This is a genomic window from Paraburkholderia sp. J12 (assembly GCF_905220215.1).
Classification (GTDB): domain Bacteria; phylum Pseudomonadota; class Gammaproteobacteria; order Burkholderiales; family Burkholderiaceae; genus Paraburkholderia.
The window spans coordinates 19,600-36,361 of the sequence record NZ_CAJMZC010000006.1 but is presented as its reverse complement, the minus strand read 5'-3'; the positions used below and the strand labels follow the sequence as shown (position 1 = coordinate 36,361).

15 protein-coding genes and 2 pseudogenes are annotated in these 16,762 nt (G+C 64.6%); 6 read left to right on the top strand and 11 right to left on the bottom strand.

Annotation, left to right across the window (positions count from 1 at the left end):
- Window positions 1-12: 12 nt before the first annotated feature.
- Window positions 13-1,296: a LysR family transcriptional regulator gene (locus U5760_RS15195; RefSeq protein WP_322012872.1), complete on the top strand. Its 1,284-nt coding sequence runs from the start codon at window positions 13-15 to the stop codon at window positions 1,294-1,296.
- A 390-nt stretch (window positions 1,297-1,686) separates the two neighbouring features.
- Here the strand turns inward: U5760_RS15195 and U5760_RS15190 are convergent, their stop codons facing one another.
- From U5760_RS15190 to U5760_RS31655, 3 genes and pseudogenes are all read right to left on the bottom strand, one after another.
- The gene (locus U5760_RS15190) at window positions 1,687-3,009 is read right to left on the bottom strand and encodes a type II toxin-antitoxin system HipA family toxin (RefSeq protein ID WP_322012871.1); all 1,323 of its coding nucleotides are present in this window, start codon (window positions 3,007-3,009) and stop codon (window positions 1,687-1,689) included.
- Complete coding sequence (locus U5760_RS31660) at window positions 3,006-3,185, bottom strand: hypothetical protein (RefSeq protein ID WP_415914115.1); 180 nt, start codon at window positions 3,183-3,185, stop codon at window positions 3,006-3,008. The genes U5760_RS15190 and U5760_RS31660 overlap by 4 nt, the downstream gene beginning before the upstream one ends.
- A gap of 12 nt (window positions 3,186-3,197) precedes the next feature.
- Window positions 3,198-3,329, bottom strand: a pseudogene (locus U5760_RS31655) (helix-turn-helix domain-containing protein); the annotation flags it as partial.
- A 533-nt stretch (window positions 3,330-3,862) separates the two neighbouring features.
- Between U5760_RS31655 and U5760_RS15180 the strand changes: the two are divergent.
- Window positions 3,863-6,079 (top strand): TonB-dependent siderophore receptor, encoded by a 2,217-nt coding sequence (locus U5760_RS15180; RefSeq protein ID WP_322012869.1) that lies wholly within the window; start codon window positions 3,863-3,865, stop codon window positions 6,077-6,079.
- 16 nt (window positions 6,080-6,095) lie between these two features.
- Here the strand turns inward: U5760_RS15180 and U5760_RS15175 are convergent, their stop codons facing one another.
- Together U5760_RS15175 and U5760_RS15170 are read right to left on the bottom strand one after the other, a co-directional pair.
- A complete protein-coding gene (locus tag U5760_RS15175; RefSeq protein WP_322012867.1) occupies window positions 6,096-7,070 on the bottom strand; it encodes a DMT family transporter in 975 nt (324 codons plus the stop codon).
- 102 nt (window positions 7,071-7,172) lie between these two features.
- Window positions 7,173-7,808 carry a TetR/AcrR family transcriptional regulator gene (locus tag U5760_RS15170; protein ID WP_322013245.1) on the bottom strand — a complete coding sequence of 212 codons (636 nt, stop codon included), beginning with the start codon at window positions 7,806-7,808 and terminating at the stop codon, window positions 7,173-7,175.
- A gap of 78 nt (window positions 7,809-7,886) precedes the next feature.
- On the opposite strand from U5760_RS15170, the pseudogene U5760_RS15165 reads away from it, so the two are divergent.
- Window positions 7,887-8,303, top strand: a pseudogene (locus U5760_RS15165) (LysR substrate-binding domain-containing protein); the annotation flags it as partial.
- A gap of 8 nt (window positions 8,304-8,311) precedes the next feature.
- Here U5760_RS15165 and U5760_RS15160 read toward each other — a convergent pair.
- Entirely contained in the window at window positions 8,312-9,505 is a 1,194-nt protein-coding gene (locus tag U5760_RS15160) for an alpha/beta fold hydrolase (protein WP_322012866.1), read from the bottom strand.
- 237 nt (window positions 9,506-9,742) lie between these two features.
- Here U5760_RS15160 and U5760_RS15155 point away from each other — a divergent pair, with 237 nt between their 5' ends.
- Window positions 9,743-10,459 carry a hypothetical protein gene (locus U5760_RS15155; RefSeq protein WP_322012865.1) on the top strand — a complete coding sequence of 239 codons (717 nt, stop codon included), beginning with the start codon at window positions 9,743-9,745 and terminating at the stop codon, window positions 10,457-10,459.
- 5 nt (window positions 10,460-10,464) lie between these two features.
- On the opposite strand, the gene U5760_RS15150 is transcribed toward U5760_RS15155, so the two are convergent.
- Window positions 10,465-10,926 (bottom strand): carboxymuconolactone decarboxylase family protein, encoded by a 462-nt coding sequence (locus U5760_RS15150; RefSeq protein ID WP_322012864.1) that lies wholly within the window; start codon window positions 10,924-10,926, stop codon window positions 10,465-10,467.
- A 24-nt stretch (window positions 10,927-10,950) separates the two neighbouring features.
- Window positions 10,951-11,367: a cupin domain-containing protein gene (locus U5760_RS15145; RefSeq protein WP_322012862.1), complete on the bottom strand. Its 417-nt coding sequence runs from the start codon at window positions 11,365-11,367 to the stop codon at window positions 10,951-10,953.
- Window positions 11,368-11,460: 93 nt separating this feature from the next.
- Here U5760_RS15145 and U5760_RS15140 point away from each other — a divergent pair, with 93 nt between their 5' ends.
- Entirely contained in the window at window positions 11,461-12,867 is a 1,407-nt protein-coding gene (locus U5760_RS15140; RefSeq protein WP_322012861.1) for a PLP-dependent aminotransferase family protein, read from the top strand.
- Between the two features lie 47 nt (window positions 12,868-12,914).
- On the opposite strand, the gene U5760_RS15135 is transcribed toward U5760_RS15140, so the two are convergent.
- From U5760_RS15135 to U5760_RS15125, 3 genes are all read right to left on the bottom strand, one after another.
- Complete coding sequence (locus U5760_RS15135; protein WP_322012860.1) at window positions 12,915-13,040, bottom strand: hypothetical protein; 126 nt, start codon at window positions 13,038-13,040, stop codon at window positions 12,915-12,917.
- Between the two features lie 47 nt (window positions 13,041-13,087).
- Window positions 13,088-14,008: an alpha/beta fold hydrolase gene (locus U5760_RS15130; protein ID WP_322013243.1), complete on the bottom strand. Its 921-nt coding sequence runs from the start codon at window positions 14,006-14,008 to the stop codon at window positions 13,088-13,090.
- 102 nt (window positions 14,009-14,110) lie between these two features.
- Entirely contained in the window at window positions 14,111-15,667 is a 1,557-nt protein-coding gene (locus U5760_RS15125) for an MFS transporter (protein ID WP_322012859.1), read from the bottom strand.
- 181 nt (window positions 15,668-15,848) lie between these two features.
- Here U5760_RS15125 and U5760_RS15120 point away from each other — a divergent pair, with 181 nt between their 5' ends.
- Entirely contained in the window at window positions 15,849-16,739 is an 891-nt protein-coding gene (locus U5760_RS15120; RefSeq protein ID WP_322012858.1) for a LysR family transcriptional regulator, read from the top strand.
- Window positions 16,740-16,762 lie beyond the last annotated feature (23 nt).

Sequence of the window (16,762 nt, the reverse complement as noted above, 5' to 3'; positions counted from 1 at the left end):
GGCGATTCGAACGTGAGCCAGCCTGAACTTCTGAACCTCGCGCAGTTGCGCGCCTTTCGCCTCGTGGCGGACACCGGCAGCGCCACGCGCGCCGCTGCCGCGCTGTATCGCGCGCAGTCCGCCGTGACGCGTTCGGTGCAGGAACTGGAAACGGCCCTCGGCGAGCCGCTGTTCGAGCGCAAGCCTTCGGGCATGCTGCCCACGCCGGTGGGCCGCGTCGTGCTCGAACGCTGCGCGCGCATCTTTAGCGAACTCGAAGAGCTCGCGCACTGGTGCGCCTCGCGCCAGGCGCGCCGCGGCGCGCCGGCCGAAGGCGCGCTGCCCGCGTATCTGCTCAATACGCGGCGGCTGCAGCTCTTCGTGGCGCTCGCGCAGCATCGGCACATGCCGAGCACGGCCAGCGCGTTCGGCATCAGCCAGCCCGCCGTGAGCAGCGCCACGCGCGTGCTCGAAAGCGGATCGGGCGTCACGCTGTTCCATCGCGGCCCGCGCGGCGTGCTGCTCACGGCCGAAGGCGAGACGTTCCTGCTGCATGTGCGGCGCGCGTTGAACGAACTGCGCCACGTCCCCGACGACGTCGCCGCCCTGCACGGCAACATCCAGGGCGCGGTGACGGTAGGCGCGCTGCCGCTCGGGCGCGCGCTGATCCTGCCAGCCGCGATCGCGCGGCTCAACGCGCGCCATCCCGGTGTGCGCGTGGTGACGGACGAAAGCGCGTGGGCGTTGCTGGTGGCCGGCTTGCGCGCGGGCGATATCGATTTCATTCTGGGCGCGCTGCGCGAGAACGACGCCGCGAGCGGCCTCGCGACCGAGCGGCTGATGTCCGAAGACATGGTCGTGCTCGCGCGGCGCGATCATCCGCTCGCACAAACGAAGCATGCGAGCATCGGCGAGCTGCGTCATGCACGATGGATCGCGCCGCGCCTGCACTCGCCCGCACGCACGCTGTTCGAAGCGCAGTTCAAACGGCTCAAGCTCAAGCCGCCCGCGCCAGCCGTCGAAACGGCCGACCTCGCGGTGATACGCGGCCTCCTGCTCGGCACCGACATGCTGGCCGCGCTCTCCGCGCAGCAACTGCACTACGAGCGCGAAACGGGGCAGATCGTGGCGCTCGACGTGCCCCTGCACAACACACGTCGCGAGATCGGGCTGACGCTGCGCGCCGGCAGTGCGCCCTCGCCCGCCGCGCGCGCGCTGATCGATGCAGTGCGTCTTGCCGTGGCCGACCTCGCGCCCGCCGTGCGCGAGGTGGAAGGACTGCGAGCCGGTCAGGCAACGGTCGCCCGGCTCGAGTGACAGGCGGCCCGTGACCGGCTCAGACGCGCCTGCTTCGCGGGCTCGCCTTCAACGCATCCAGGCTGCCGAACATTGCACCCTGCAACGCGGCAGCATGCGGTCCATACTGCGCAATCAGAATCTCCGGTGGATAAGGCAACGCCGTTTCCAGAACGTCGCGCAGCGCTTCGCGTATGCGCGGCACGTGCGCCATGCCTCCGCCGACTGCAATGCGCTCAAGCCGGGCGCGACAGAAGGCGTTCGAGCGGCTGGCGCGAGTCGAACAGCGCTTCGAACCGGGGCATGGGGAAGGGGATCTGTCCTGGGGCTTCAAAGCGCTGCAGTGTGCACGCTCGTCGCACGCACAAGCCGATTCGCTAATTTGCGAATCGCTCGGTTAAGCCGGGTTGTCTATCTGGCCTTGTGATTGAAGGCTCCGTCCGGGCTGGCGTAAGGGTTCGCCAATTTGCGTCGTGCCGCTGCATTGGGGTCGGACATGCCCATCTGCTCGCGTAAAGGCACGGGTACGGTGTTTCCGGGTTTGGCGTCTGGCTTGATGTCTTCGAGCCCAGCGCCCCAGGCGTCCAGCATCCTCTTGGCTACTTCGTAGAACTGCGGGTAACGCTGCGCGTACTCGGCGACCATTGGCGTGACCGCGAGGACCGCACGGGTAACCTGATCGCGAGCATCGTCCCTCTCTGCCTTGCTCAACAGGAGTCTCGATCCGCCGTAGGTCTCCAGCAGACGGCCTGAAGACCACACCCGTTTTCCCTGCAGCGGCAGGGCCGGAGGGTTCGCCGCATATTCCGGGTAAACGGTGCCAGTCAGGACGTCATAGACCGGCGCAAGCCGAACGTCTTCGCTGCTGGTGTACACGAGCGCGAAGTTCTTCAGATGGGCATCTGCATTGTGAATGGCATAGTTCAGGAGGATCAGCGTATAGAGTCGACGCGCATTTTCCTTAAGCATCGCGCGCGGTACGTAGATGGTGGTAAGCCTTGCGAGGTCTTCCAGTGACCCCTTGTATTTGTCGACAGCGTTGTTTGGCCTGAGAGCGCAATAGTCTTCGACCGCCAGCATCTGGCCATCCTCTGTGCGGTCAAAACGGCGCACCGCGAGCACTTGCCCGTCGCCAGAAAGCCGCGCTTCGGGGACTGCGAGGCCAGCCTGGCGAGCCACTTCGAGGCACAGATACTCGTTGATCGCAAGACATGGCAAATCATCGAAGCCTGTCTTCAGGATGAATTCCTCGGTCCAGACGGTCGCCCTGTCGTCAGGGCGAACGAGAGCCTTTGGCATGACACCCGACACCCCTTCCGCCACGCCGTGTTCGAGCAGCCGCAGAAGATTATCGCGAGAGTCGGGAGAGGCGAGTAGTGCGGCCATATCGGCTTTGCTGGCGGCTGCGTCGAGCGTGGCGCCTCGCGGGACAACCTGCACTCGTCCGATCGTGTTCGCGCCGGTAAGCGCCAGCAGGCCAAAATCGCTCACGTCCGCGTGCGGGCCAAGCCGGCGGACCATCACTTCCTTCTTGAAGCCCTCCGGCAGATTCATCTGAAAAAAAGGATGCAGATTTTTCCACTCGTACGATGCGGCTCGCACGGGCATGAGCAGGGAAGCAAGGTCTGCCTGGGGTACATCAGGTTGGTAGGTGAAGACATACTGCCCCGCCTCTTGGGTCAGTGTGCCCACTTGCCGGCCGCTAACATAGACGTCGAGGGTCGAGTGACTCATGACTTGCCCTCAGTGGCCTTCAGGCGCTGCGCCGCATTCAAACGGACACGCTGGCGCGACGGCACATCGTCCCATTCGGAGGGCTCAATCAGGACATCATCGAGAGTGCGCTGATGGCCGGGCCGGCGTGCGATCAGGTCCAACCCGACCGCGTTGAAAAGGTTCAGCATCTTCACGGCCCCGATCTCCGGCAGCGTCCCGGTCTCAAACATGCTGATGCGGCCTCGCGGCACTCCGCTTGACTCAGCCACTTGTTGCTGAGTCAGATTGGCAGCTATGCGGGCATGACGAAATACTTCCCCTAATTCAGCAAGAGTCATGTTACGTATATGAGACTTTATCGCAGTTTATGAGGTTAACGTATCGTATATTGAACATCATGGACGTGCAAGGACGTGTCTCATATTTGAGTCATTAGGCCAGAATTCAGACTTAGTGTTAACTATATGAAACGCTATCGATACTTACAGGCCTAAAACCGCGCCCACACGTCGAGCCCGCCGTATTGCGGAACGCAAGCGAACCCGCGCCACCAACACACGGTCGCGCAAGACGGGATCGCCATGGACGCTTTCTTCGCCTATCATTCTGGCCCCGGATATAACCGCCGTATTTCGTTGTTGGTGAAGCCAGATCGAAAGCTTTGAAGGTGTTGTGTAAACGCTGAATACCACTATTGACAGCTATTCAGTTAATGCAAATCGTTCTCATTTGCCATACAATTCGCGCTCCTTATGCGGATTGCATTCGCCTTACGCGCACGGCGTGAAGACGGCTGCAACCGACGCCAGCACGCCGCCCGGTGTTCAAAACCTTCACGGACGGCTGCCAACCCCGAGCCCGTCAACCTTCTATGTCCGCCGTACGCCGAACCACGCCGCCGCTTGCGCTCACGCACACCTCCAGCCGCACCGCCATCCTCGCCGCCATCGCCCTGGCTTTTAGTTTGCCTTCTGCAAGTTTTGCGCAGGCCTCGCCATCGAGCGATGCCGGCGCCGGCACGGGTACGGCGCCGAACAGCGTCCTCCCCGCGGTGAAGGTTCAGGCCACGCAAGACGCCCTGCCCGGCGATCTCGCGCCCACCTACGCGGGCGGCCAGGTTGCGCGCGGCGCCGACTACGGCGTGCTCGGCCAGCAGAAAAACATCGACGTGCCGTTCAGCATGACCACCTATACGGCGAAGCTCATACAGGATCAGCAGGCCCGCACCGTGGCCGATGTCCTCGCCAACGACCCGGCCGTACGCTCCGCTTATGGCTATGGCAACTTTCAGGAGGTCTACGTGATCCGCGGCTTCGAGTTGCAGAGCGACGACGTTTCGCTCAACGGGCTCTACGGCATCACGCCGCGCCAGCTCGTCGAAGCCGATGCGCTCGAGCGCGTGGATCTGTTCAAGGGCGCGAGCGCGTTCCTCAATGGCGCTTCGCCGAACGGCTCGGCGCTCGGCGGCAGCGTGAACCTGCAGCTCAAGCGCGCCGACGACAAGCCGCTCACGCAAGTCACGTTCGAAGGCAGCGGCTCGGGCGAATTCGGCCAGCACATCGACATCGGCCGGCGCTTTGGCAGCGAAGACCAGTTCGGCATTCGCGTGAACCAGTCGAACCGCGACGGCGAAACGAGCATCGACGGCGAACATCGCCGCAGCAACCAGACGGCCGTCACGCTCGACTGGCGCGGCGACAAGCTGCGTCTGGAAGGCGACTTCCTGTACCAGCGCCAGCGTGTGAACGACGGCCGCCCGGTGGTCTACGTGGACGGCACCACGATTCCGGCTGTGCCCTCGGCAAGCTACAACTACGGTCAGACGTGGGAATATAGTTCGGCGGAAGACACGGTGGGCATCCTGCGCGCCGAATACGATTTCCTGCCGGGCTGGACCGCATACGTGACGGGCGGCATGCGTCACACCGACGAACACGGTGAGTACTACTCACCGTACTACGGCGACACCGGCACGACCGGCTCGCGCCTGGGCGTTCCGCGCAAGGACGACGCCAGCTCCGCCGAAGCCGGGGTGCGCGGCCACTTCGATACCGGTCCCGTCAGTCATTTCGTCACGGCGAGCGCTTCGATCGTGCGCGTGAACACGCAGTCGGCATGGACGCTGAGCAACTCGTTTCCCACGAGCCTTTACAACACCGTGCAGGTGCCGTATCCGCCCACGGTCTACTCGGCGGGCATGAACGGCGACCCGCCCACCACGGCGCTCACGCTCACGCGCAGTGTGGCCGCTTCGGATACGCTCGGCTTCCTCAACGACCGCGTGCTCTTCACGGTGGGCGTGCGCCACCAGGAACTGCTTTCGAACGCCTATTCGTCTTCGACGCTCCAGCAGACCGAGGCCTACAACGACTCGATCACGACACCGCTCTTCGGCCTCGTCGTCAAGCCCTGGCAGAACGTGTCGATCTACGCGAACCGGGCCGAATCGCTCTCCGCAGGCGACGAGGCACCGCTCGGCTCGAAGAACTACGGCGCCATGCTCGCGCCCGAGCGCACCAGGCAGTACGAGGTGGGGATCAAGTACGACACCGGCAGCTATGGCGCTTCGTTCGCGGCATTCCAGCTCGAGAAGCCGCAGACCTACACCAACGGCGCCGGCTACTTCAGCGCGAACGGCACCGAACGCCACCGCGGTCTCGAAGCCTCGATCTTCGGCGAGCCATACAAGGGCGTGCGTGTGATTGCGGGCGCAACGTATATCGACGCCGAACAGCTCGATACGCTGAACGGCGCGACGAACGGCAACCGCCCCATTGGCGTGCCGTCGTTCATGCTGAACCTGGGCGCCGAATACGACGTGCCCTGGGTGCAGGGCCTCACGTTCAGCGCCCGCTGGACGCACACCGGCCCCGAGTATTTCGACGCGGCCAACACCATGTCGATCAAGGCGTGGGACACCGTCGACCTGGGGGCGCGCTACGCCACCAGCCTGTTCGGCCGGCCCACCACGTTCCGCGCGAACGTGCTCAACGTGGCGAACAAGGCATACTGGTCTTCGGCGATCGGCGGATATCTGACGCAGGGCGCACCGCGCACTGTACTGTTCTCGATGACCACCGACTTCTGACGCGGTTGCGCGGCGTTCAGGCCGGTGCCGACGCCGTCGCTCGCCGTGCCCGTTGCCGCAGATACACGTTATTGAGCACGAGCGCAGACGCCGTCAGCACGGCACCGGCAATCTGCGCCTCGTCCGGCACGACGCCGGTCAGTGCCGACACCGCGAATGCGGTGATCGGCACCACGTCCATGAATAGCACCCCGTTCATGGGCCCGAGGATCCGGTTGCCCGAAATCCAGCAGAGTATGGCGACGAAGCCCGCCACCGGTCCCATATAGATCAGGTGCGGAACGATCGCCCACAGGGCAGCCGGGGTCGGAGGCTCGATGGCGTGCAGCGCGATGAGCACGACGTTCACGGCGATGATCGTGCTCAAGCCGAGCCAGGTCGTGAAGGTCGTGTACTTCAGCGCGGACCAGCGGGTAAAGTAAGCAGAGCCAAACGTATAAATCACCCAGCACAACGCACCGAGCACGATCAGACCGCTCGCCGCGTAGTGCTGGGGGGCCTGCAAGGCAGCATGCAAGTCCCCTCGCGTAATCACGAGCGCAACGCCCGTGAACGAGAGCAGGACGAACGCGAACGAAAGGAGCGGCGGCGCCGACCGGCGCACCACGGCGTTGAGAAGCAGGCCCATCATGGGTTGCGTGGCCATCATGATGGAAGCATTGAGCGCGCCCTCTGCGCCGCCCAGTTGCTGGCCGAGAAAGACGAACGAACCGAAACCGCAGAAGCCCACCGACCCCAGCAGCCACGCGAGGGCCAGCGACTCGCCGTCCGTGCGCAACGCAGCGCGCCCTTCCCGGCGCAGCAGCAGGATCGCAAAGCCGGCACCCGCAATCAGGTAACGCAGCGTGGTAAAGGTAAAGGGATCGATATGCCTGAGCGCGTCCGTCATGACCGGAAACATCACGCCAATCAGCACAGTCGCGACAAGGCATGACGCAACCCCTTTCCAGTAGCGGCCAGACGGCGAAGCGGGAACGGCGTATGAATTCATGACTGATCGTTCTCAAATTAAGGAAAAATCTGGGCGGCACCTGCTCCTGCAGGGCGCGCCCTCTTGTTTTCCACGCGACAACCGTTTCGCGTCAGCCCATGGTCAGTGCGCAGTCAGCGCACGCAACGCCATATCGACCACCGAAACCAGCGCGGTTTCATCCATATCGACTTTGCCCAGCACACGCAGCCCCTGCACCATGCAAAGCACGTAGCGGCCGGCCTCTTCCGCGTCCAGCGTCCGGTCGAAGTCGCCGGCCTGCTGACCGCGCGCGATGGCCAGACTGAACTGCGTTGCGATACGTCCCAACGTCGACTCGATATGCGTGCGCAGCACGGGATCGCCCGGCAGAAGCTCGATTGCGGCATTCGTGATGAAGCAGCCGTGGCGGCCGGAAAGATGCGTACTCACCTTCGTGTAGTGCAACAGCGCTTCGCGCAACGCCTCGCGCGGCGGCAGGTCGGCAGCGAGCCGCTCCTTCAGCCGCGCGACCGCCCCTTCCGCGTAACGGTCGAATGCCGCAACCAGCAGGCCATGCTTGTCTCCGAAAGTCCGGTACAGGCTGCCGCGAAATACGCCGGTGGCCTCGCACAGCACATCGACCGGCGTGGCATGGTAGCCGTGCTCCCAGAAAACGCGACCCGCCGCCTCGACTGCCTGGTCGACATCGAATTCCCGCGGCCGGCCGCGGTCGGCGGGACGGCGTGTGCGGGGTGAATGAAGTTTTGTCGGAGTCATGGCGACGATAATAGAACCGATCGTTCTCAAAATCAACAGGCCGTACAACCGGGAGCGCCTGCCCGACTCCAGGCTGGTCGCGCGGCGGCGCGGCTCACGTTCAGCGAAGCGGTTTCGGCGGGGGACTGGACGCTGGTCGATGCGAAGTAACGCCAGCACGTGATCGACGGACCGTGCCGGCTCGCGGCCAACAATACGCAGATGCTGCTGGCGGCAGCGCTCGCGGGAGCGGGCGTCGCCTATGGACCGACTTTCGTGTTCGGAGAGCCGATCGCGCTTGGTAAGCTCGTCGAACTGCTGCCCGAATACCGCCCAGCGGAACTCGCGATCCAGGCCGTTTACCCGAGCACGCGGCACCTGCCGCTCAAGGTGCGCAGCTTCCTTGACTATCTGATCGCGGCAGTCGGCGACGAACCGCCGTGGGACCGTACTCCTCAGCCGCGAAAAGGTGCAAGGCTCGCGGCGGCAGGTGCACGACGCCCGCGGCAGTCGTGAGCGGTGTGCTAGGCAACGACAAACCCGGCCGTTTCGGCAATGCCGAGCGGATTCGAGATCCTTAGCTTCCATCCGCGCTCGCTCTCGCGCACCATCACTTGCGTGGCCGTACCGGTCTGGCGCATGCGTTTGCCATCCGGCAACGTCGCCGTCACGATCCAGTCGATCAGCACCAGCGCGACGTCGCCGCTCACGAGCGTACGGCGCACTTCGTTGTGAATCTGCGGCTTTGCCTTCAATACTTCGGATAGCTGACTTCTTAACGCATAATGACCGCTCGCCACGCTCTTGCCATCGGCCATGCGCATCGTCGCGTTCTCGCTGAACACGGCGAGCACGCCATCGACATCACCCGCATTGAAGGCCGCGTCGAAAGCCACGGGCACCTGCTCCGGCGAATGGATCGCGCCAGCAACACCGCCTGACTCCAGTTCGCGCACAAACTGCCCGATCAACGTTGCGAGCACAACGGGCGCTTCGAGTGGCGGGAGGTGGCCCACGTCAGCCAACACATGCAGACGCGCACCAGCAATGCGCGGCAACAGTCCCTTCTGCAAGGTCTCCACCGGGTCGACCTGGTCCTTCTCGCCCGCGACCACCATCACCGGCACCGCGATCGAGGCGACCTCGCCGCTGATGTCTTCCAGCATGGCGGCGTTGGGCCAGGCTGCCTTCGCCTGCGGTGCGCCGCGCAAGCCGTCGGCAACGACCTGCTCGCGTTGAGCCGGTGTAAGCGGATTCGCTGTGAGCACGTTATCGAGCACCCATTCGATCGACTCGCGCGACGCATAGGACGCCGCCATGGCAGCGCGCTGTTCTTCGGGCAGCGCCATCGGCGAAGGAGGCGACGGCGCGACCAGCACGACACCCGCCAGCCCTGCGGGGCGGCGCGACGCCAGGCATTGCGCGACCTTGCCGCCCATCGAATGACCGACCAGCACATAGCGCTGCAGACTCAGCGCTTCGATCACGTTTTGCGCATCGTTCGCCAGATCGGCAATCGCATAGCCCTGTGTGGGCGCCTCCGATTCGCCCCAGCCTCGGTGGTCGGTGGCAAGCGTGCGATAGTCGTTCGACAGTTCTCCCATCACACCGTCCCAGGTTCGGGAAGACCCGCCCCAGTAGTGAAGAAACACGAGCGCCAGATCGCCTTCACCCTGTTCGCTGACATGTATCGTTGGGCCATTTGTGCGGATATGCATTGCGATGCTCCTCGATCTGATGTGCCGCCGGCACGGGATTAGGCCGATTCGGGCTGAACCCAAACCGTGTGAGCATCTTGTAATCAATCGTTTAGATTGATAATCCACTATTCATTATTGGCATTCGATCGTCTGATGATCGAATTAAGTCAGGTTGCCTGTCGAAGACGATGACCATGCATTGCGGCGCCTGGCCACCGGACGTAGTAAGCTCAGTGCCGCTTAAAGGAACCCACCATGCGTACTTTCCGGGCACGTCCCGATTGCCCTGGCAACGCTGCCCGACGCACGCGCGTCTTGCTTTCGCTACTGGCGCTCTTCGCCGGCCCCGGCGCGTATGCATCGGATACCGACGCAACCGCCACGCCTTGCGCGAAAGCCGATGCCGGTTACGTGCTGGAAGACAGCAAGCGCGCTTCGTTCGGTTCAACGAACCCGGTGCAAGCCTGCATCGACGTATTGAGCCCGCAAAATGAGGAAGGGCCGCGCCGCCTGCGCATCTTCGTCGATGGCAAGCGGGTGATTTCGAACGACGCGGTGGCGCTCGGACCGGACGAAGAAGGCGCCAACGGTGGACCATTCGTGCCGCTCGAGATCAGCCACGGCTCGCTGATCGTGCGCAACGCGACCGGCGGCGGTCCGCTGCGCGTTGACGAAACGTGGCGCCTGACAAACCGCGGCGGACAATGGGTCGTCGCGGGATGGGACATCGACGGCTCGGATTCGCACAGCGCCGCAGACAGCGGCGGCGAATTTCACACGAGCGTCAACGCGTTGACAGGAGCAATACAGGACAGCTACGACCCGCCCGAAGACGACCCGGCGAATACGAAGCGCTCCACACGCCATAGCTGCACGTTGCCCGCCGGGTGGCGCAGCCCGCCCCTCTCGCAGATCGGGGCGATACGCAACCGAAGCTGGCATTGCGACCCGAAACTCGGCAAGCCGCTATAGCACTCTCAACCCGCGCTTTCCAGCACGGCCTGCGGCGTACTGCGAAAGCTGATTGCCATGCGGTTATACGCATTCATGAGGCCGATGGCGATGGTGAGATCCACGAGCTCTTTCTCGTCGAACACCGCGCGCGCCGCCTCATAGGCCGCATCCGGCACACCGGTTTGCGCTACCCGCGTCACCGATTCGGCCCACGCCAAAGCCACGCGTTCGCGTTGATCGAACAGGTTGCCGGCCTCCTCCCATGCCTGCACCAGCGCGAGCTTTTCCACTTTCACGCCCTTCTTCAAGAGGTCGCGCGTGTGCATGTCGAGGCAGTAGGCGCAGTTGTTGATCTGCGAGACACGCAGATACACCAGTTCGACGAGAACCGGCGAGAGGCCGCTCTGCGAGACGTAACCATAGACCCCGCCAAGGGCTTTGGCGCCCGCAGGGGCGATCTGGTTGTAGTCGAAACGCTTGCTCATGGTTTGCTCCTTGTTGAACGGGATTTACTTGACCGGTGTGGTGAGCACCTTGTCTTCGGTATCGACGACGAACACTGCCAGCAGTTTCGCGGGCTCGGTCTGGCTGGCATTGCGGCTCACGCGATGAAACGAGCCCGGTGCCTCGAAAAAGCTTTCACCCGCGTGATAGATCCGCTTCGGACCATTGTTAACCTGAGATTCGATCGCGCCCGAAACCACATAGGCGTATATAAACGCCGATTTTGCATGCATGTGCGGGGCCGACGCGCCGCCCGGCGCATAGTCGACCACCACGGCCTCGAGCGACTTGCCGGGAATGTTGGGGATACCCTGCGCGAAGTTGGGCGTGACCGTTTCACCCACCGTCTGCGCCCCGGCGGGCATTGCCATGGCAAATGCAACCGCGAGGCAGGTGGTGCGCAGGACAGTTCGAATGTTCATGAATGTGTGGCTCCTTAAGTTCCCTGCATTCTGACCCGACGCTGGATCACAAAAAAGAACCAGGAATGAACATTTCTTCTGTACCATGAATCGATGAACGAATCGCTACAAATCGCACTGGACCGGTCTGCGAAAACGTCGCTCGCCGAGCAGATCCGCATGGCCATCAAGACCGCCATCGAACGCGGGGTGCTCGCGCCGGGCGGGCGTCTGCCCTCGTGGCTGGATCTTGCTGCCCAGCTTGGCGTAGCCCGCGGCACGGTGCGCGAAGCCTATGACCGGCTTTCGGACGCCCAGCTCATCGTTGCCTCGCGCGCCGCCGGCACGCGGGTGGCCGAGCGCCCGCCCGCGCCCCTTGCGGCGGAGCATCCACCCGATCCGGGCTCCTTCATGGCAATGTACAGCGAGCTCACCGCCGGTCCCGCCATCTTCCAGATGGGGGTGCCCGCTCACGAGACGCTGCCGGCGAAGCTCTTCGCCAAGGTACGCTCATTCGCGCTGCGGGCGGAATCGAGTGCCTCGGTCGTCTATCCCGACCCGCGTGGCGAGCCCGAATTGCGGCGCGAAATCGCCGCTTACCTCGCCATTGCTCGCGGCATCGCATGCTCGCCGACCCAGGTCATCGTCACGAGCGGTTTCAGCGGTGCGCTCGGGCTGGTGCTCCGGGCACTCGATCTCGATGGACGCAAAGCCTGGGTGGAAGATCCGGGCTTCCCGTTCACCCGGCACGGCCTCGCACTCGCGAACCTCGCCCTCGCGCCGGTTCCGGTGGACGCGAACGGCATGAACGTCGACTACGGCCTGCGCTACGAGCCGGATGCCGCGCTGGTCGTCGTCACGCCCGGGCAGCAGGCACCGCTTGGCCCCACGCTCTCGCTCGCAAGGCGCCTGCAACTGCTGGAATGGGCTGCGAAGCAAAACGTCTGGATCATCGAAGACGACTACCTGAGCGACCTGCAACTCACCGGGCGCGCGGCGCCGGCGCTTGCCGCGCTTGATCGGGGGCATCGCGTCATTCACATCGGCTCGTTCAGCAAAACGATCAGTCCGGCGCTACGGCTGGGATTCGTCGTCGTGCCTTTGCCGCTGGTGTCGCGGATGGCGGAAGTGGCGGCATGCCTCGCGCCGGCCCCCTGGCCTTCCGTGCAGCTCGCCACGGCGCAATTCATGCGCGACGGACACTACCTGCGCCATCTTCGCCGCCTGAAGCGCCTTTATTCCGCGCAACGCGAGACCTTGCTCGCGTGTCTCGCGCAGCATGCGTTCGAAACGGCGACATCGGGCCTGGGCGTCCTCGTGAGAGTGCCCGACGGCGCTTCGGATGTTGCCATCACGAGAGAGCTGCGTCAGTTTGGGCTCGGACCCGCCCCCCTGTCGCCCTGGTTCATGTCGCCGTCTTCCGCGCGGTCGGGCCTGCTGCTGGGTGTTGCAACCTCGCCGGAACGAAGCGTCGTTCGAGCCTGCGAGAAGCTGCGTGAGGTGATTGCACGTTTCGCTTGACGCTTAGGATAGCTAAAGCGCGAGCAGAAGCGAGGAGCTTGAATGGATCATTGCAAGACTCCGCCCGATTTGAGCGCCGCTTCGATTGCCTCGAACTGGAGGCCGGTCCTGTGGCGCCGGTCTGCGGTGCCGTCCCTGCCGTCCAGAAACACGATCTGCTCGGTATAGGTCACACACGTTCCGTCTCCTTGCGGAGAATGAACGAGATCGCGCGCCCCGATCAGGTGTACCTCAGGAACGCCGTGATACTCGCCGCGATGGCCTCTGGAGCATCCTCAAAGGTGTAGTGGCCGGCGCCCGGCAACCGATGCACCCACGCATCCGGAAAAAGCTCGCTGAAGAGCGGGAGAAAGTGCCCGGAATGCAGCGTGCGGTCGGCCATGCCCCAGATCGCCAGCGCGGGTCTTGCAGCGATCGCGCGCCGGGCGGCTTCGTCCGGGACCTCGAACCGGTGCGCGCCAATGGCGAATCCCCTCGCCCAGCCAATTGCCCCGGCACAATCCGCCGGTGTGGCAAAGCGGGACCCGTAGGCACGCAGCCAGGCATCGGTAATCACCGCGTGATTTTCGAAACCGTTGAGCTTCAACGTGCTGAGGATGTTGAAGCCAAGCTCGCCCAGCACCGCATCGAGGCGCCCGGCGGCTTCGGCTTTTACGATCCAGCGGAACCATGGGGAGACCTCTGCATTCGCGCTGAGGCGATCGAACGCCGAGGCCTGTCCGAACGGCGTGGGCCCGTTGACGCTGACGATGCGCCCGATCCGCTCCGGATGGCGTGCCGCGAGCCCCATACCGACCGGACCGCCGAAGTCATGCAACACCAGCGTGATGTCGCGCAGATCCAGCGCGAGAACGAAACGTTCGAGATTGTCGATATGGTCCTGCAACCAGTAACTGCGGTTCTGCGGCGTATCGCTCCGACCGAAGCCCATATGATCGGGCACGACAACGCGATACACGCCGCGCAGCGACGCAATCAGGCTTCGGAAGAGGTACCCCCACGTGGGCTCGCCGTGCAGGCAGAGCACGACCGTGCCTTCTGGCGGCCCCTCGTCCACGTAGTGCATGCGAAAGCCGGGAGCGTCGATGTAGTGCGGAGCGTACGGGTACGTTCCGTCGAACGTATCGATGGATCGGTTCATGAAGCGCCTCCTTTGCTGAGAGGGAATGGCAACTGCTTCCGTCATGTAGTTTCATATTGAAACCAGAATGGGTTATAGCAACATTGGTTTCAATTTGCAACTTCATTGCGCGGATGCCCGCACGGGTGTGTGCGCTTCCCGGTCGGCAGATTCATCCTGCACGCGCACGCGGCTCAGGAACGCGAACGCGGCCAGCGCACAGAGCAGCGTGACGACCGCCAGCCCGTCGAGCAGAAAACCGAACGCCGTGTAGTAGGCGGTCTGCAGCGTTGCGTGCGCGGCGTCGGGCAAACGCGCTGCGGCATGCACAAGATCGCCGGCCGCGAGCCGCGCGGCGGCTTCGGTCACCGCGGCCGGCTCCGCGTGCGGCAGCCGCGCGCGCAACTGCCCTGTCGTCAGTGCGGCGAGCAGCGCACTGACCACCGCCAGCGCCACGCCCTCCCCGGCCACGCGCGTCGTGCTGAAAATGCCCGTTGCCATGCCGGCCCGCGACTTCGGCACGACGCTGACCGAAAGACCGTCCATCAATCCCCACGGCAGGCCGGCGCCCACCCCGATCGCCAGCATCGGCCCGACCGCCGCCGCTCCGGCGCCGGCACGCAACGCGCCGCCCAACGCGTACAACCCCGCCGCCGCGATCACGAGCCCGATCCCCGAGATCGCCCCCGCAGACAGCCAGCGAGTCAGCGTGGCCGCCACGAACGGCACGACCAGCATCGGCGCCGAAATCGCTAGCATGAGCCCGCCTGCGTGAATCTCGTCGTAGCCCTCCACGCCGATGAAGCGCAGCGGCAGCACGACGAGCAGCACGATATAGCAGTAGCAGGTCGCCACCGGCAACACCTGAACGCCCACGAAGCGCGGATAGCGAAACAGCGAGAGGTCCAGCATCGGCCGGTCGGCGCGCAGCTCGATCGCGACGAACGCCAGCGCGAACACGGCGAAGGCCACGAGCAGCCCGATCACCACGGCCGAGGTCCAGCCCCGCGTGGGCGCCTCGATCACGCCGCACGTGAAGCCGGTGAGCGCCGCGGTGAAGGTCGCCGTGCCGGCCCAGTCGAGCCGCCGCGCATGCGGATCGCGCGACTCGCGCATGCGCGGCACGCCGAACGCGAGCGAAAGCGCGCCTGCCAGCGCCCCGGTCGCGAAGATCGCGCGCCAGCCGAAGTGCGCGATCAGCCAGCCGGCCAGCACCGGCCCGAAAGCCAGACCGATCCCGAACGTCGTGCCGAGCGCGCTGAACGCCCGCGTGCGGGCGTGGCCGTCGAACTCCTGCGCGAGCGCGGCGGTACCGCCCGCCAGCGCCGCCGCGGCCGCAACGCCCTGCGCCGCGCGCAACAGATCCACGGCGAGGATCGTCGGCGCGAAACCAAGCGCCAGCGAACTCAACGTGAAGCCTGCCACGCCGCAGGCAAAGAGCCGCTTGCGGCCGAACCGGTCCGCGAGCGTGCCCGCCGCCATGAGCAGGCTGCCGAACGCGAGCATGAAGGCGTTAGTGATCCAGTTCGTCGCGACCGGGCCGCCGCCCAGGTCGCGGCCGATTGCAGGCGTCGCCACCGCGCCGCCGGAAAAAGCCAGCGGCAGCGCGAGCGCAGCCATGCAAACGGCGGCGAGCACGACGAGCCGCCTCGCCGTATCGGGTGAATTCGTGGTGTCCATGGTCGCTCCCGGTGAAAAGCCTGCACATCGCACGGCAGTGCAGCAGGCAGAGCGACAGACGATAATCCGGATTCAGTCGGCGAAAAATAAGGTGAAATTCCGCAGATAACGGAGTTGAATTCCGCAATGAACCGGACCCGATCCGGTCAGTCGATCAACGGATCCGCAACGGCAGGCAGACATGGACAATCTCAATGGCATCGTCGCGTTCGTGCGCACGGCGGAAGCGCTCAGTTTCGTCGCGGCCGGGCGCAAGCTCGGCATCTCGGCCTCGGCGGTCGGCAAAACCATCGCGAAGCTCGAACGCTCGCTGGGTGTGCGGCTTTTTCACCGCACCACGCGCCGCGTGACCTTGACCGACGAGGGGCGGCATTTCCACGAACGCTGCCACCGGATTCTCGAAGAACTGCGCGACGCGGAGGCCATGCTTTCGGAGGCCGCCCAGACACCGCGCGGGCGGTTGCGCGTGAGCCTGCCCGTGATCGGCTATCGCTTCCTGCTGCCGGTGCTGCCGGCCTTCAGCGCGCGCTATCCCGAGATCGAACTCGATCTCGACTTCAACGACCGGCTTGTCGATGTGGTGGAAGGCGGCTTCGACGCGGTGATCCGCAGTGGTTCACTCGCCGATTCGAGCCTGATGTCGCGCCGGCTGGGCCCGTTTCGCTTCGTGCTCTGTGCCGCGCCCGGCTACGTAGAACGCTGCGGCCTGCCGCGCACGCTGGCCGCGCTCCCCGAGCACGCATGCGTGCGCTACCGCTTCCCGACCACGGGCAAGATGCAGCCGTGGAGCCTCATGAGCGACGGCAGCGAGCCGCCGAACCTGCGCACGGCGATGACCTGCAACAACATGGAGGCGCTGCGCGGCGCGGTGATCGCGGGTTTCGGCATCGGCTTCATGCCGGACTTCCTCGCGCACGACGCGCTGGAAAGCGGTGCGCTCGTCACGGTGCTCGACGATCACACGATCGCGCCCGGCCAGTTCTCGATACTCTGGCCGTCCAGCCGCCAGCTTTCGCCGAAGCTGCGCGTCTTCGTCGACTTCATGTGCACGCACCTTTTTCCCGAACCGTGAAAGTCGATGCGGGCGCTACAATC

Coding starts and splice junctions, on each gene's coding strand:
- U5760_RS15190 (WP_322012871.1), bottom strand. CDS start 3,009: ATGAGTCACTCGACCCTCGACGTCTATGTTAGCGGCCGGCAAGTGGGC.
- U5760_RS15180 (WP_322012869.1), top strand. CDS start 3,863: ATGTCCGCCGTACGCCGAACCACGCCGCCGCTTGCGCTCACGCACACC.
- U5760_RS15175 (WP_322012867.1), bottom strand. CDS start 7,070: ATGAATTCATACGCCGTTCCCGCTTCGCCGTCTGGCCGCTACTGGAAA.
- U5760_RS15170 (WP_322013245.1), bottom strand. CDS start 7,808: ATGACTCCGACAAAACTTCATTCACCCCGCACACGCCGTCCCGCCGAC.
- U5760_RS15160 (WP_322012866.1), bottom strand. CDS start 9,505: ATGCATATCCGCACAAATGGCCCAACGATACATGTCAGCGAACAGGGT.
- U5760_RS15155 (WP_322012865.1), top strand. CDS start 9,743: ATGCGTACTTTCCGGGCACGTCCCGATTGCCCTGGCAACGCTGCCCGA.
- U5760_RS15150 (WP_322012864.1), bottom strand. CDS start 10,926: ATGAGCAAGCGTTTCGACTACAACCAGATCGCCCCTGCGGGCGCCAAA.
- U5760_RS15145 (WP_322012862.1), bottom strand. CDS start 11,367: ATGAACATTCGAACTGTCCTGCGCACCACCTGCCTCGCGGTTGCATTT.
- U5760_RS15140 (WP_322012861.1), top strand. CDS start 11,461: ATGAACGAATCGCTACAAATCGCACTGGACCGGTCTGCGAAAACGTCG.
- U5760_RS15130 (WP_322013243.1), bottom strand. CDS start 14,008: ATGAACCGATCCATCGATACGTTCGACGGAACGTACCCGTACGCTCCG.
- U5760_RS15125 (WP_322012859.1), bottom strand. CDS start 15,667: ATGGACACCACGAATTCACCCGATACGGCGAGGCGGCTCGTCGTGCTC.
- U5760_RS15120 (WP_322012858.1), top strand. CDS start 15,849: ATGGACAATCTCAATGGCATCGTCGCGTTCGTGCGCACGGCGGAAGCG.